The sequence below is a fragment of the Marinobacter sp. UBA3607 genome (assembly GCF_002375525.1).
In the GTDB taxonomy this organism is placed as follows: Bacteria; Pseudomonadota; Gammaproteobacteria; order Pseudomonadales; family Oleiphilaceae; genus Marinobacter; species Marinobacter vinifirmus.
This window is the reverse complement of the sequence record NZ_DFLY01000011.1, coordinates 98,702-112,319: the sequence shown is the minus strand read 5'-3', so window position 1 is coordinate 112,319 and position 13,618 is coordinate 98,702. Positions and strand designations below refer to the sequence as shown.

At 58.5% G+C, this 13,618-nt stretch carries 13 protein-coding genes; 10 read left to right on the top strand and 3 right to left on the bottom strand.

The window, feature by feature from the left end; translation table 11 throughout:
• Positions 1-50: 50 nt before the first annotated feature.
• The 5 genes from ahcY (at position 51) to B2589_RS04310 (ending at position 4,779) form a co-directional block, all read left to right on the top strand.
• On the top strand, positions 51-1,433 hold the full coding sequence (ahcY, locus tag B2589_RS04330; protein WP_286815721.1) for an adenosylhomocysteinase: 1,383 nt from the start codon (positions 51-53) through the stop codon (positions 1,431-1,433).
• 12 nt (positions 1,434-1,445) lie between these two features.
• A complete protein-coding gene (metF, locus tag B2589_RS04325) occupies positions 1,446-2,315 on the top strand; it encodes a methylenetetrahydrofolate reductase [NAD(P)H] (RefSeq protein WP_286815720.1) in 870 nt (289 codons plus the stop codon).
• Positions 2,316-2,520: 205 nt separating this feature from the next.
• Complete coding sequence (locus tag B2589_RS04320; RefSeq protein ID WP_286815719.1) at positions 2,521-3,276, top strand: transporter substrate-binding domain-containing protein; 756 nt, start codon at positions 2,521-2,523, stop codon at positions 3,274-3,276.
• 29 nt (positions 3,277-3,305) lie between these two features.
• Positions 3,306-4,019, top strand: coding sequence for an amino acid ABC transporter permease (locus B2589_RS04315; RefSeq protein ID WP_201785337.1), 714 nt, complete (start codon positions 3,306-3,308; stop codon positions 4,017-4,019).
• A 13-nt stretch (positions 4,020-4,032) separates the two neighbouring features.
• Complete coding sequence (locus B2589_RS04310) at positions 4,033-4,779, top strand: amino acid ABC transporter ATP-binding protein (RefSeq protein ID WP_022989727.1); 747 nt, start codon at positions 4,033-4,035, stop codon at positions 4,777-4,779.
• Positions 4,780-4,788: 9 nt separating this feature from the next.
• Here the strand turns inward: B2589_RS04310 and B2589_RS04305 are convergent, their stop codons facing one another.
• The gene (locus B2589_RS04305) at positions 4,789-5,277 is read right to left on the bottom strand and encodes a DUF2505 domain-containing protein (protein WP_199456643.1); all 489 of its coding nucleotides are present in this window, start codon (positions 5,275-5,277) and stop codon (positions 4,789-4,791) included.
• Positions 5,278-5,471: 194 nt separating this feature from the next.
• Between B2589_RS04305 and B2589_RS04300 the strand changes: the two genes are divergently transcribed.
• The 3 genes from B2589_RS04300 (at position 5,472) to B2589_RS04290 (ending at position 9,069) form a co-directional block, all read left to right on the top strand.
• Positions 5,472-6,821, top strand: coding sequence for an adenosylmethionine--8-amino-7-oxononanoate transaminase (locus B2589_RS04300; RefSeq protein ID WP_094623737.1), 1,350 nt, complete (start codon positions 5,472-5,474; stop codon positions 6,819-6,821).
• Positions 6,822-6,823: 2 nt separating this feature from the next.
• Positions 6,824-7,558: a 16S rRNA (uracil(1498)-N(3))-methyltransferase gene (locus B2589_RS04295; protein WP_286815718.1), complete on the top strand. Its 735-nt coding sequence runs from the start codon at positions 6,824-6,826 to the stop codon at positions 7,556-7,558.
• A gap of 281 nt (positions 7,559-7,839) precedes the next feature.
• Entirely contained in the window at positions 7,840-9,069 is a 1,230-nt protein-coding gene (locus B2589_RS04290; RefSeq protein ID WP_058342412.1) for a DUF445 domain-containing protein, read from the top strand.
• On the opposite strand, the gene B2589_RS04285 is transcribed toward B2589_RS04290, so the two are convergent.
• On the bottom strand, positions 9,062-10,360 hold the full coding sequence (locus tag B2589_RS04285; protein WP_199456638.1) for a YihY/virulence factor BrkB family protein: 1,299 nt from the start codon (positions 10,358-10,360) through the stop codon (positions 9,062-9,064). The genes B2589_RS04290 and B2589_RS04285 overlap by 8 nt on opposite strands.
• Before the next feature lie 212 nt (positions 10,361-10,572).
• On the opposite strand from B2589_RS04285, the gene B2589_RS04280 reads away from it, so the two are divergent.
• On the top strand, positions 10,573-11,859 hold the full coding sequence (locus B2589_RS04280) for an OmpP1/FadL family transporter (RefSeq protein ID WP_286815717.1): 1,287 nt from the start codon (positions 10,573-10,575) through the stop codon (positions 11,857-11,859).
• On the opposite strand, the gene B2589_RS04275 is transcribed toward B2589_RS04280, so the two are convergent.
• Positions 11,850-12,788 (bottom strand): D-2-hydroxyacid dehydrogenase, encoded by a 939-nt coding sequence (locus tag B2589_RS04275; protein ID WP_286815716.1) that lies wholly within the window; start codon positions 12,786-12,788, stop codon positions 11,850-11,852. The genes B2589_RS04280 and B2589_RS04275 overlap by 10 nt on opposite strands.
• Before the next feature lie 74 nt (positions 12,789-12,862).
• Between B2589_RS04275 and tmpT the strand changes: the two genes are divergently transcribed.
• Positions 12,863-13,522 carry a thiopurine S-methyltransferase gene (tmpT, locus tag B2589_RS04270; RefSeq protein ID WP_286815715.1) on the top strand — a complete coding sequence of 220 codons (660 nt, stop codon included), beginning with the start codon at positions 12,863-12,865 and terminating at the stop codon, positions 13,520-13,522.
• The last annotated feature ends 96 nt before the right edge of the window (positions 13,523-13,618 follow it).

Genomic DNA, 13,618 nt, shown 5'->3' with positions numbered 1-13,618 from the left:
CCATATATGGATTCCGTGGCTAACCATTTCAAACATGACAGGAGCACCACATGAGCACTCCGAACAATTTCGACGATTACAAAGTCCGCGACATCGAACTCGCCGGCTGGGGCCGCAAGGAAATCAAGATCGCCGAAGGCGAAATGCCCGCCCTGATGAAACTGCGTGAGAAGTACAAAGCCGAGCAGCCGCTGAAAGGCGCCAACATCATGGGCTGCATCCACATGACCATCCAGACTGCCGTGTTGATTGAAACACTGGTCGAGCTGGGCGCTAACGTACGCTGGTCTTCGTGCAACATCTTCTCCACACAGGACCAGGCTGCAGCCGCCATAGCGGCGCAAGGCATTCCCGTGTTCGCGTGGAAGGGTGAAACCGACGAAGAATACGAATGGTGCCTGCACAAGACCGTGGGCGCAGACGTAGACGGCTGGGAGCCGAACATGATCCTGGACGACGGCGGCGACCTGACCGAGCTGCTGCACAAGGAATACCCGCAGGTGATTGCCAAGTGCCACGGTGTGACTGAAGAAACCACCACCGGCGTGCACCGCCTGCAGGAAATGCTGCGTGACGGCACCCTGAAGATTCCGGCCATCAACGTCAACGACTCGGTGACCAAGTCCAAGAACGACAACAAGTACGGTTGTCGTCACAGCCTGAATGATGCCATCAAGCGTGCCACCGACCACCTGCTGTCCGGCAAGAAAGCGCTGGTGATTGGTTACGGCGACGTGGGCAAGGGTTCTGCCCTGTCCCTGCGTCAGGAAGGCATGATCGTGAAGGTGACGGAAGCCGACCCGATCTGCGCCATGCAGGCCTGCATGGACGGTTTTGAAGTGGTATCCCCGTACATCGATGGCATCAACACCGGTACCGAGCAAGGCATCAACACCGACCTGCTGGGCACCACTGACCTGCTGGTGACTACCACCGGTAACGTCAACGTGTGTGACGCCAACATGCTGAAGGCGCTGAAGAACGGCGCTGTGGTGTGCAACATCGGCCACTTCGATAATGAAATCGATACCGCCTACATGCGCAAGAACTGGGAGTGGGACGAGGTCAAACCGCAGGTACACGTGATTTACCGCGACAAGGCCAGCAACGACCACCTGATCCTGCTGTCCGAAGGCCGCCTGGTAAACCTGGGCAACGCCACCGGTCACCCGTCGCGCATCATGGACGGCTCGTTCGCCAACCAGGTGCTGGCGCAGATGTACCTGTTCGAGCGCAAGTTTGCGGACCTGCCTGAAGAGTCCAAGGCCAAGGGCGTTTACGTCCAGGTTCTGCCCAAGCAGCTGGACGAAGAAGTGGCCCGCGCCATGGTGGAAGGCTTTGGTGGCGTGATCACCAAAATGACTCCGGACCAGGCGAAATACATCGGCGTACCGGTCGAAGGCCCGTACAAGCCGGAAAGCTACAGGTACTAAGCGGAAACGATCATGGAATCCCAGAAGCAATTCAAACGCCGCTTCAGCTTCGAGTTTTTCCCGCCCAAGACCGATCAGGGCAAGGAGAAACTTCAAGTTGTGCGCGACCAACTGGCCGAGGTGAACCCGGATTTTTTCTCGGTCACCTTCGGCGCCGGCGGCTCCACCCGGGACCGCACCATTGAAACCGTGCTCAGCCTGCACAAGCAGGGCATTTCCACGGCACCGCACCTGTCCTGCGTGGGTGGCACCCGCGCAGAGATCGGCGAGCTGCTGGATCTGTATAAAGAGAACGGCATCAACCGGATCGTTGCTCTGCGCGGCGATCTGCCCTCGGGCATGGGGGCGTCTGGTGAGCTGCGGTATGCCAACGAGCTGGTGGAATTCATCCGGAACCACAGCGGTGATCACTTCAACCTGGAAGTGGCCGCCTATCCCGAGTTCCATCCTCAGGCCCGCAGTGCGGAAGATGATCTGAAGAATTTTGCCCGCAAGGTACAGGCCGGTGCCAACAGCGCCATCACCCAGTACTTCTTCAATGCGGACAGCTACTTCTATTTCATCGACCGTCTGGAGAAGATGGGCATCACCATTCCGGTGGTGCCGGGCATCATGCCCATCGTCAACTTCTCCAGCCTGGTGCGTTTCTCTGACATGTGCGGCGCGGAAATCCCTCGCTGGATCCGCAAGCAGCTCGAAGCCTACGGCGACGACACCGACAGCATCCGCAAGTTTGGTGAAGAAGTGGTCACCGAAATGTGCGAAAAGCTTCTGAAAGCCGGGGCTCCGGGGTTGCACTTCTACACCCTGAACCAGGCCGAACCCAGCATTTCCATCTGGAAGAATCTGGGCATCAGCGACCGCGAAAAGATTGCTTTCTAAGGCATTCTGCAAAGCAGTACAAAGAGGGGCTTCGGCCCCTCTTTCGTTTTCTAACCGCCTGATTTCCTGCAAATCCTGTCTCCATAGTCTAGACTGTATCTGATGCATCCCTATCAACGCTCCCTGTGATGCACGGTCACAAAGAGTGCTTTCACAGACTGCCTTACCGGGCAGACGGGGCATAAAAAAACAGAAAGGAGAAAGCATGAGCACGAAATGGCTGAAAACTCTGGGCGCTGGCCTGGCACTGTCTGTCGCCGCCACGTCGGTAAGCGCAGAGACCCTGCGCGTAGTCACCGACCCCAGCTTCGTCCCGTTTGAAATGATGGATCAGGAAACCGGCGAAATGATCGGTTTCGACATGGAAATCATCGCCGAAGTCGCCGAGCGTGCGGGCTTTGATTACGACCTGAACACCATGGATTTCAACGGCATCATCCCGGCCCTGCAAACCGGTAACGTCGACATTGCCATTGCCGGCATCACCATTACCGATGAGCGTAAGCAAATCGTCGATTTCTCCGACCCTTACTACGATTCCGGCCTGCGTATCCTGGTTCGCGAAGACGATGGCACCCAGGAAATGTCTGACCTGGAAGGCAAGAAAGTCGGCACCAAGATTGGTAGCACCAGCTACGACTTCCTCACCAAGAACCTGGACGATAACGACGGCGTAACCCCCTACCCCGGCAGCTCCGACATGTATATGGCGCTGATGTCCGGCGCGGTAGATGCGGTGTTCTACGACGCCCCGAACGTAGGCTACTTCGCCAGCACCCGCGGCGCAGGCAAGGTGAAAGCCGTAGGCCCGCTGTATGAAGGCCAGCAGTACGGTATCGCCCTGAAAAAAGGTAGCGAATGGGTTGGCCCGGTTAACGAAGCCCTGGCAGAAATCAAGGAAGACGGCACCTACAAAACCATTTACGAAAAATGGTTCGGCCCGATGCCTGAAGACAAGTAAACCTCCACTTGACCCGCCCGGGGCACACAATGCCCCGGGCGCCTCCTCCCAACCCAACGGAGAAACACACCGTGGAATTCCAGTTTCAGTTTGACTGGCAAGCGGCCATTGATTCCATTCCCTACCTGGCCAAGGGCATTCCCTACACCCTGATGATTTCCTTCGGTGGCCTGGCCATCGGCTTTATACTCGGCATCGTTTTTGGCCTGCTCAGCATCAACAAAAAATGGTTCCTGCGCTGGCCGGCAACCGCCTATATCGAAATTTTTCGCGGCACCCCCATCCTGGTGCAGGTGCTGTTTATCTTCTACGGCCTGCCGGACCTGGTCGGCGGCCCCATCGACCCGCTGACAGCCGGTATTGCCGCGATCGCCCTGAACTCCGGCGCCTATATATCCGAAGTGGTGCGCGGTGGCGTGCAGTCTATCGACAAAGGCCAGAGCGAAGCCGGCCTGTCTCTGGGCCTGTCCCGCACCCAGACCTTCTGGTCGATTATCTGGCCCCAGGCCTTCCGGCGCATGATCCCGCCGCTCGGAAACCAGGCTATCGTAAGCATCAAGGACACCTCGCTGTTCTCGGTGATCGGCGTGGGGGAACTGGTCCGCCAGGGCCAGGTGTATATCGCCAACACCTTTACCGCCTTCGAGGTTTACTTCGTAGTGGCCCTTATGTACCTGGCCATAACCTTGTCCCTGTCCCTGATTCTGCGGCTGCTTGAACGCCGCGGCGTTGCGTCTGTCTGAAGGAGCCCGGGTAATGACTCAGATCGTAAAGATGAAGGGCATGAACAAGTACTTCGGCAAGCTGCATGTCCTGAAAGATATAGACCTGACCGTAGAACAGGGCGAGGTCGTGGTGATCATCGGGGCCAGTGGCTCCGGTAAATCTACCCTGATCCGCTGTGTTAACGGCCTGGAAGAATTTGAATCCGGCACACTGGAAGTGGACGGCCAGAAACTGGCGCCGAAAGGCGGCAACCAGCAGGCCCTTGCCGAAATCCGCAAGGAAGTCGGCATGGTGTTCCAGCAATTCAACCTGTTTCCGCACCTGACGGTAAGAAAGAACATCATGCTAGCGCCCATGAAGGTAAAAAACACCTCCCAGGTCGTCGCCAACGCTACCGCCGAGAGGCTGCTGGAACGTGTAGGCATTGGCAGCCAGGCCGACAAATACCCCAACCAGCTATCCGGCGGCCAGCAGCAGAGGGTCGCCATTGCCCGGGCCCTGGCCATGGAACCCCGGCTGATGCTGTTCGATGAACCCACCTCGGCGCTGGATCCGGAAATGATCGGTGAAGTGCTGGACGTGATGCGGGAGCTGGCCAAAGAAGGTATGACCATGATGGTCGTCACCCACGAAATGGGCTTCGCCCGGGAAGTGGCAGACCGGGTGATCTACATCCATGAAGGCCAGATTGTCGAAGAAGGCCGGCCTGAAGATGTGTTCGACAACCCTAAGAACGAGCGCACCCAGGCGTTCCTGTCCCGGGTGCTGGCGCACTGAACCGGCGGGTCAAAGCAACTGGCGGATGACTTCATACTCCCGTTCAATCTTGGCGTGGGAGTCATCCGCCAGAAATCTCGCCACTTTCTTGCCCAACAACGGCATATCGCAACGAACCGACAGATTCACATAATTGATGCAGCGGTTACCGTTACCCTGAAGCCGCATTTCGCCCTTGATCTTCGCCGGCACACCGTCGATTTTCACCCGAAACTCGCAGTGCCACTCATCGTCGTCTTTACGGAACCAGTGTTCCTCCTGCCGCACGCGATTCCACTCCCGGTGAAAGCCTGAGAGCACTCCCGGCACGGGCGCAGAAGCCATCATTTCACGCTCGATCACCAACTTGCCGGACACATCGTCTTTGCGCAGCTCGGCCAGCTGTACATTGCGGGACCCGATTTTCTCGTTCTTTTCGATAATGTGGCTTTCGCTGAAAAAACGCTCGAGCACATGATCCACACCAGCCTCATAGGGGTGTTTCAGATTCAGCTCCATATTCGACTCCTGTTATTTTTATTCCATTGTTGCCGCAGGCTGGTGCACCAACATTGGCCGGTCTGGCGCCGGGCTATGGCAAGCCGGTCATCCGACTGGTTCACAGTAAGGAGCTGTTAAGGCTGCTGACAGCCAAGTATCATGTCGCATCCGGATATTTATTCACCGCCTCCGCAGCCTGACAGGAGACAACCATGCGCAATGCCGACCTGGTCGCACGGGACCTTAAATCCGTGTGGCACCCCTGTACCCAGATGAAAGACCACGAAACCCTGCCGCTGATTCCCATCAAGCGGGGCGAAGGCGTATGGCTGGAAGATTTCGAGAGCAATCGCTACATCGATGCGGTCAGCTCCTGGTGGGTAAACCTGTTCGGCCACGCCAACCCGCGCATCAACTCCGCTATCCAGGAACAGATCGGCCAGCTGGAGCATGTCATCCTGGCGGGCTTCAGCCACGAACCGGTAGTGAACTTGTCCGAGCGGTTGATTGAGGTTACGCCGGAGGGGCTGAACAAATGCTTCTACGCAGACAACGGCTCGTCTGCCATCGAAGCGGCCCTGAAGATGAGCTATCACTACTGGAAAAACCAGGGCCATCCGGGCAAGAAGAACTTCGTTAACCTCAGCAACAGCTACCACGGAGAAACCCTGGGCGCGCTGGCGCTGGGTGATGTTGCCCTTTACAAAGACACCTACCAGCCGCTGCTGATGGAAGTACTGACGGCGCCCTCGCCGGATGCCTACAACAAAGAGCTGGGCGAAACCGATGAAGACTACGCCCTGCGCCAGTTCGAGGCCATGGACAAGCTGCTGGCCGAGCGGCACCACGAAATCTGTGCCGTGGTGGTGGAACCCCTGATACAGTGTGCCGGCGGCATGCGCATGCATCATCCGGTTTACCACACCAAACTGCGCGAAGCCTGCGACCGCTATGGCGTACACCTGATTGCCGACGAAATCGCCGTGGGCTTTGGCCGCACCGGCACCCTGTTCGCCTGCGAACAGTCCGGCATCACCCCGGATTTCATGTGCCTGTCCAAGGGCCTGACCGCCGGTTACCTGCCGTTGTCCGTGGTGCTCACCACCGACACTGTCTACAACGCCTTCTACGACGACTACGAAACCCTGCGTGCGTTCCTGCACAGCCACAGCTACACCGGCAACCCCATCGGCTGCGCCGTCGCCCTGGCCACCCTGGACATCTTCCGGGACGAAAACGTCATCGAAAACAACCGCCAGCTGTCCCGCTGCATGGCCGAATCCGTCGCCCACCTGGCCGACCACCCCAACGTGGGTGACATCCGCCAGCACGGCATGACCCTGGCCATCGAAATGGTCAAAGACAAAGCCAGCAAAACCCCGTTCCCCTGGCAGGAACGCCGTGGCATCAAGGTGTACCAGCATGCCCTCACCCGCCAGTCCCTGCTGCGCCCGCTGGGCAACGTGGTGTACTTCATGCCGCCTTACGTGATCACCGAAGACCAGATCCGACACCTGGCCCAGGTGGCCACCGAAGGCATCGAAATCGCAGTTAAGGGCTGACCATGCGCATTCCCAGAATCTACACCGACAGCCCCCTGCACACCGGCAGCCCGTGTGAACTCGACGACAACGCCGCCAACCACGTAGGCCGGGTACTGCGCATGCAGCCCGGCCAGCAGCTCCGTTTGTTCAACGGCGACGGTAACGACTACACCGCCACCATCACCGAAGCCGGCAAAAAGAACGTCACCGTAACCATCGAAAGCGCCGAGGCCAACGCCACCGAATCGCCCCTGACCATCGTCCTGGGCCAGACCCTGTCAAAGGGCGACCGCATGGACTACGCCGTGCAGAAAGCCGTGGAAATGGGCGTAACCACCATCGCCCCCCTCACCACCGAACGCTCCGACGTAAAACTCAAAGGCGACCGGGAAGAAAAACGCCTGCGCCACTGGCAACAAGTCGCCATCAGCGCCGCCGAACAATGCGGCCGCGCAAAAGTCCCGAACATCCTGCCGGTGATGACCGTAGCGGAATGGCTGCAATACAGCCAAACCTGCGACCTGCGCCTGGTGCTGCACCACCGCACCGAACAATCCCTCAACACACTCGAGAAACCCGCCAGCGTCGCCCTGATGATCGGCCCCGAAGGCGGCCTGAGCGCCGACGAGATTGCCCTGGCAGAACAAAACGGCTTCCTCCCCGTCGCCCTCGGCCCCCGAGTTCTGCGCACCGAAACAGCGCCGGTGGCGGCCATGGCACTGTGCCAGTGGTTGTGGGGAGATATCGGCGGTTAACCGCGAATGGCCTTCTGTAACGTGATGCAGTGGCGGTTCAGTCATTGACAGATTCCGCTGTCACCAACATGATCCGTGTCTGACAATTGCAGCAAGACGCTCTGCCCATGATGGGCGGCAGTGCGAGAGGGGGTTTCCAGAAATTTGCGGAGCCATGGATGGCGGAGCAGAAGCGCCACATGGATGTGCCGCAAGGAGCGTTTTCTGGAAACCCCCTCTCGCACTGCCGCTTGCACCCAGGACAGAACCAACAGAATCAGAACAAAACCAGCGAGTACCGGATGACCAGCCTACTTACCAACCCGGAATTCTGGCAATACCTAAGTATTCCAGTGATCGCAGCCCTCATCGGCTGGAGCACCAACTGGCTCGCCATCAAAATGACCTTCTACCCCCTGGAGTTCATAGGCAAACCACCCCTGCTCGGCTGGCAAGGCATCATCCCCTCCAAGGCCCGGAAAATGGCCGCCATCAGCGTCGATGCCACCATCTCCAAAATCGGCACCGTACAGGAAATCTTCGAACAGATTGACCCGAAGGTACTGGCCGCCCACATCATCTACACCGTCGACCCCAGAGTGGAAGAATATGTCGACGAACTCATGCTCAAAGAGTACCCCACCTTCTGGGAAAACCTGCCCGCCTCCGCCCGCAAAATGGTCTACGACCGGGTGCGCAAATCCACCCCGCAACTGGTCGACAACCTGGTAGAAGACGTATCCGACAACATCGAAGACCTGCTCGACATCAAAGGCATGGTCATCGAACGGCTCGCCAGCGACAAACAGCTGCTCAACCGCATTTTCCTGGAGTGTGGCGACGTAGAATTCCGCTTTATCATCAACTCCGGCATGTACTTCGGCTTTCTGTTCGGCCTGATACAAATGGCAGTCTGGTACCTCTATCCCGCTATCTGGGTGCTGCCACTGTTCGGCCTGCTGGTGGGCTGGGCCACCAACTGGATTGCCCTGAACGTCATCTTCCGCCCCCTCAGGGAACACAAGGTGGGCCCCCTGAAAATCCAGGGCCTGTTCCTGAAGCGCCAGCCGGAAGTGGCTGAATCCTTCTGCCATATCGTGACCCACGAAATCCTCACCGTTGGCAACATCATCAACGCCATTATGGAAGGCCCGAAAGGCGACCGCGCCCGCAACATGGTGAAGAAGCACATCAAGCCGCTGGTGGACGAAACCGCCGGTATGGGCAAGGCCCTTACCCAGATGGCGTTCGGCCCGACCGGCTTTGCCACCCTGAAGAACCAGGTGGGCGAAAAGGCTATCGAAATCTCCCAGACCTCCTTCAACAACCCGGTGTTCGAGAAGGACCGGGCCCGGGCGGTGGAGTCGATCATGGTAGAGCGCATGATTGCGCTGTCGTCAGAAGAGTTTCAGGACCTGCTGCGGCCCTGTTTCCAGGAGGACGAGATCAAGCTCATCCTGGTAGGTGCCTTCCTTGGCTTTGCCGCCGGCGTGTGCCAGCTGGTGTTCGTATTCGGCGAAGCGCTTATCTGAGCAGCTCCGAAAAACTGACATCTTCACGGCCGGACGAGAGCTCCAGCAACCGCTCCGGCATCGACTGCACCGGCAAGCGCTCCACAACCCGGTCTTCATCCCGGCGCACCGCCTGCAGCACGTTACCCACGGTGATCAGGTCCAGCGCCCGCCCGGGCACCAGCTGGTCACCATTGCGGCCGGCCAGGCTCAACAGGCCGGCGCGAATCAGCTTGTCACTGATATTCCGGGTAATTTCGCCCGGCACATGCATCTGGTACTCCAGTGATTCCTGCTGCGGCGCCGGCTCACCCCGGCTGAACGGCCTGGCGACCATCCACATCAAGGCCAGGGCCACCCGCTCTTGCAGCTCCGGTGCCAGCTGCACTTCACGGCGCTTGGCCACCGAGCCCGGGTTCTGCATGTAGTACGACAAACTGGCACCGAGCAGCAGGATCATCCAGTTCAGGTAAATCCAGATCAGCAGGATAATCCCCACCGCAAAGCCGGAGTAGATGGCCGCATACTTGGTAGAACCCGCCACAAAGGACGCAAAGATCATACCCGCCGCCTGCCAGGACACACCGGCAATCAGGCCCGCCAGGAAAGCGTAGCGGAATTTCACCCGGGTGTTGGGAATGAAGATATAAACAAAGGTGAATGCCGCCACCACCAGGAAGAACGGGGTAAAGCGGCTGACGGCCACAATCACCGAACCGAACGGCTCAACCGCCATCAGGGTCTGCATCATGTCGGACGAAAACACCGTGGCGGTAGCACCAATGGCCGACACCATCAGCAAGGGGCCCACCATGATCACGCTCAGGTAGTTGCTGAAGCGCTGGGCCATGGAGCGCATTTCCGGCACCCGCCAGATCATGTTAAAGGAGCGTTCCACCTTCTGTACCAGCGAGATCACCGTGTACACCAGCAAGCCGAGGCCTACGGAACCCAGAACCCCCACCTTGATGTTATCCACAAAGCCCAGGATCCGTTCCGCCATCTCGATCCCCTGAGGGCCCATGGGCTGGAAGAACTGGTAAAGGAAGGGCTCCATCTTCTGGTGCACCCCCAGCGCCTTGAGCACGGAAAAGCTCAGGGCCAGCAAAGGCACAATACTCAGCAGCGTGGTATACACCAGACTCATAGCATGCAGGGTGAGCTGGCCACTGAGTACATCCCGGATCAGTGCGTACAGCGAACGCCCGGTTTTGTAAAACCAGGTCCAGGGCCATTTCTGGGGCGGGTTGGGGTTGGCAAGAATCCAGTCTTCAGCAGCCTGGAGCCGGTCTTTCAATTGAATGGAAGCCACGCAAGTTCCTGTTTGTCAGTCTTTTCTACAGCTTATCAGCCAAGGGGCAGTAAACAAGCCGATTCTCTCAGCAATAATGCAACGGCGGCGCTGCCGCTGGCCTGAAAAAACAATATAACCATATCAAGTTTTGTTACTTCCACTTATAACCGTATTAACGTCAAAAGGCGCGCCTAAAGAACTGATTCATTTATAACCACAGGGTTTGATCAATGCGCTTGTCCCGGATTCTTGCCACCACCGCCCTTATTGCCGCAGCACCGTCTGCCGCACTGGCCACCAACGGCTACTTCAGCCACGGCTACGGTACCAAGAACGCCGGAATGGCAGGCGCAGGAACCGCGCTGGCCCAGGACAGCATTGCCGCAGCCACTAACCCGGCAGGTATGGCGTTTGTGGGCAGCCGCGTGGACGGTGGGCTGGAGGTGTTTTCTCCGCGCCGGCGTTATGGCGTGGAAGGTGGCGTTATGCCGCCACCTGCTCGAACTTTCTATCTCGCCCCCGGAACCGTACAAAGCGAAAATGACGCCTTCCTGATTCCTCATTTCGGTTATAACCGGGCCCTGGGCAATGGCCACAGCCTTGGTCTGTCGGTGTTTGCCAACGGTGGCATGAACACTGAATACAGTGGCGAGAATGGCGGCACCTTTGGTGCGGGAAAAACCGGCGTCAACCTGGAGCAGCTGTTCATCGCCCCCACTTGGTCCTGGGAATTCTCTGACGGCCAGGCACTGGGCATTTCACCCCTGATTGCCTACCAGCGCTTTGAGGCGAAAGGCCTGCAGGCGTTTGGCAACCTGAAATTATCCTCAAACCCGAATGCCCTGACCAACAACGGCACCGACGAAGCCTGGGGCTACGGCCTGCAGATCGGCTGGCAAGGTAAATTGACGGATACCCTCCGGGCCGGCCTGAGCTGGCGCACCATCCTGGAAATGGAAGAGTTCAACAAATACGAAGGCCTGTTTGCCGAACAGGGCGGCTTCGACATTCCCCAGATGTTCAACGCCGGCATCGCCTGGTCCGGACTTGAAAACCACTGGCTGCTGCTGGATGTTCAGCACATCCGCTACAGCGAGATCAACAGCATTGGCAACCCGATGATGCCTGCACTGATGAACGTACGGGACGGCGATGCCAGCTCCCAACTGGGCAGGGATAACGGCCCAGGCTTCGGCTGGGACGACATGACCATCGTCAAACTCGGCTGGCAGTGGCAGCAAAGCAACGAACAAACCTGGCGTGCCGGCGTCAGTTACGGCGAGCAGCCCATCCCGGACGAAGAAGTGCTGTTCAACATCCTGGCGCCCGGCGTCCAGGAATGGCACTTCACCGGCGGCTTCACCCACCGGTTCAGCGAAGCCCTGGAAGTTTCCGGCATGGCCTTCTACTCACCGCGCAAAACCGTCCGTGGCGAAAACCCCATGGGCCCCGGCCAGCACATCGAGCTGAGCATGAGCCAGGTGGGTGCGTCCTTCAGCGTCGGCTATCAGTTCTGAACCGACGCCAGGTTCCTTGCAGTAATCCCCACAATCCGCTGACGAGCCTCACGGCTGGCCCAGGCGGAGTGGGGCGTCACAACCAGGTTGGGAACATCATCCGCCAGCAGCGGGTTACCGTTGCGGGGCGGCTCTTCGGTCAGCACGTCAAAGCCGGCACCGGCAATCTCGCCGCTTCTTAACGCGTCCGCCAGCGCCTCCTCGTTTACCAGGCCGCCACGGCTGGTATTGACCAGCAATGCGGTTGGCTTCATCAGGCGCAATTCCCGCTCACCAATCATATTCCGGGTTTCATCCGTCAGCAGGCAGTGCAGCGACAACACATCCGCCTGCGCCAACAGCTCATCCAGCGCAATGCGCGGATAACCATCCACCTCCCCCGGTGCCTGCCCCGGCCGGCAGCCCAGCACAACGTTCATGCCAAAGGCCTTCGCCCGCTCGGCCACACCCTGCCCCAGGTCGCCATAACCGACAATTCCCAGAGTCTTGCCTTCCAGCTCCATGATCGGGTGATCCATCAGGCAGAACATATCGCTCTTGCCCCAGGTGCCATTACGGGCATCCCGGTTGTAATCCAGCAGCCGCGTGGCCAGCGCCAGAATCAGCGCCATGGTGTGCTGGGCCACCGTGGAACGGCCGTAGTTGGTCACATTCATCACCTGAATGCCGTGTTCCCTTGCTGCCGGCAGATCAATGTTATTCAGCCCCGTAGCCACCACCGCAATGGTTTTAAGCTCCGGACAGGCCTCGAAATGCTCCCGGTCCAGCACCACCTTGTTCACCAGCACCGTATCAAAACCCCGAATCCGCTCCAGCACCTGCTCCGGCGACGTCCGCTCAAAACAGGTCAAACCGCCGGTCACCTGCTCAATCGGCGCCAGGTCCACATCGCTGCCCAGGGTAGTGCTATCCAGAAAGACTGCTTTCATACTTTTCTCCCGACTCAAGAACAGCACAGATTAAGGTAGACTGGGTAAAACGAGCAAATTCAGGGAGACCCACCATGGAACACGAATTCTGGCACGAGCGCTGGGAAAAGAGCCAAATCGGCTTCCACGAAGGCACCGTCAACCAATACCTGCATGACCACTGGCCCGAACTGGCCGGCGAAGGCACCGATGCCGTCTTCGTGCCCCTGTGCGGCAAAGCCCACGACATGTGGTGGCTCCACGACCGCGGCCACCCCGTCATCGGCGTGGAACTCAGCGACATCGCCTGCAAAGACTTCTTCGAAGAAGCCCGCGAAAAAGCCATGGTCCACCCCGGCGAACCCTTCACCACCTTCAAACACGACGACCTGCAACTCTGGTGCGGCGACTTCTTCCAACTCGTCCCGGAAGACCTAAAACACATCCGCCTGGTCTACGACCGCGCCGCCCTCATCGCCCTGCCCCCGGAAATGCGAAAAGGCTACGTAGACCACCTGACCGCCATCATCCCCGACGGCACCAGAATCCTGCTGATCACCCTCGACTACGACAGCGCAGAAATGAAAGGCCCTCCCTTCAACGTCAGCGACGAAGAAGTCTTCAAACTCTACGGCGAAGACTACGAAATCAACCACGTACTAAAACGTGACATGGCCCACGACAACCCCTTCGCCAAAAGAAGAGGCCTGAGAAACGGCGCCGCAGAAAGCGTCTTCACCCTCACGAAAAAGTAAAGTTTCACAAATTCCCACCAAACAGGGGCACCCCACCAAAAGGCGGCCCCACCGGGGCCCCGATCGACGTATGCCGGGGCAGGATTTTTCAGGGCA

Coding starts and splice junctions, on each gene's coding strand:
- B2589_RS04320 (WP_286815719.1), top strand. CDS start 2,521: ATGAGCACGAAATGGCTGAAAACTCTGGGCGCTGGCCTGGCACTGTCT.
- tmpT (WP_286815715.1), top strand. CDS start 12,863: ATGGAACACGAATTCTGGCACGAGCGCTGGGAAAAGAGCCAAATCGGC.
- B2589_RS04305 (WP_199456643.1), bottom strand. CDS start 5,277: ATGGAGCTGAATCTGAAACACCCCTATGAGGCTGGTGTGGATCATGTG.
- metF (WP_286815720.1), top strand. CDS start 1,446: ATGGAATCCCAGAAGCAATTCAAACGCCGCTTCAGCTTCGAGTTTTTC.
- B2589_RS04310 (WP_022989727.1), top strand. CDS start 4,033: ATGACTCAGATCGTAAAGATGAAGGGCATGAACAAGTACTTCGGCAAG.
- B2589_RS04295 (WP_286815718.1), top strand. CDS start 6,824: ATGCGCATTCCCAGAATCTACACCGACAGCCCCCTGCACACCGGCAGC.
- B2589_RS04315 (WP_201785337.1), top strand. CDS start 3,306: ATGCCCCGGGCGCCTCCTCCCAACCCAACGGAGAAACACACCGTGGAA.
- B2589_RS04280 (WP_286815717.1), top strand. CDS start 10,573: ATGCGCTTGTCCCGGATTCTTGCCACCACCGCCCTTATTGCCGCAGCA.
- ahcY (WP_286815721.1), top strand. CDS start 51: ATGAGCACTCCGAACAATTTCGACGATTACAAAGTCCGCGACATCGAA.
- B2589_RS04300 (WP_094623737.1), top strand. CDS start 5,472: ATGCGCAATGCCGACCTGGTCGCACGGGACCTTAAATCCGTGTGGCAC.
- B2589_RS04290 (WP_058342412.1), top strand. CDS start 7,840: ATGACCAGCCTACTTACCAACCCGGAATTCTGGCAATACCTAAGTATT.
- B2589_RS04275 (WP_286815716.1), bottom strand. CDS start 12,788: ATGAAAGCAGTCTTTCTGGATAGCACTACCCTGGGCAGCGATGTGGAC.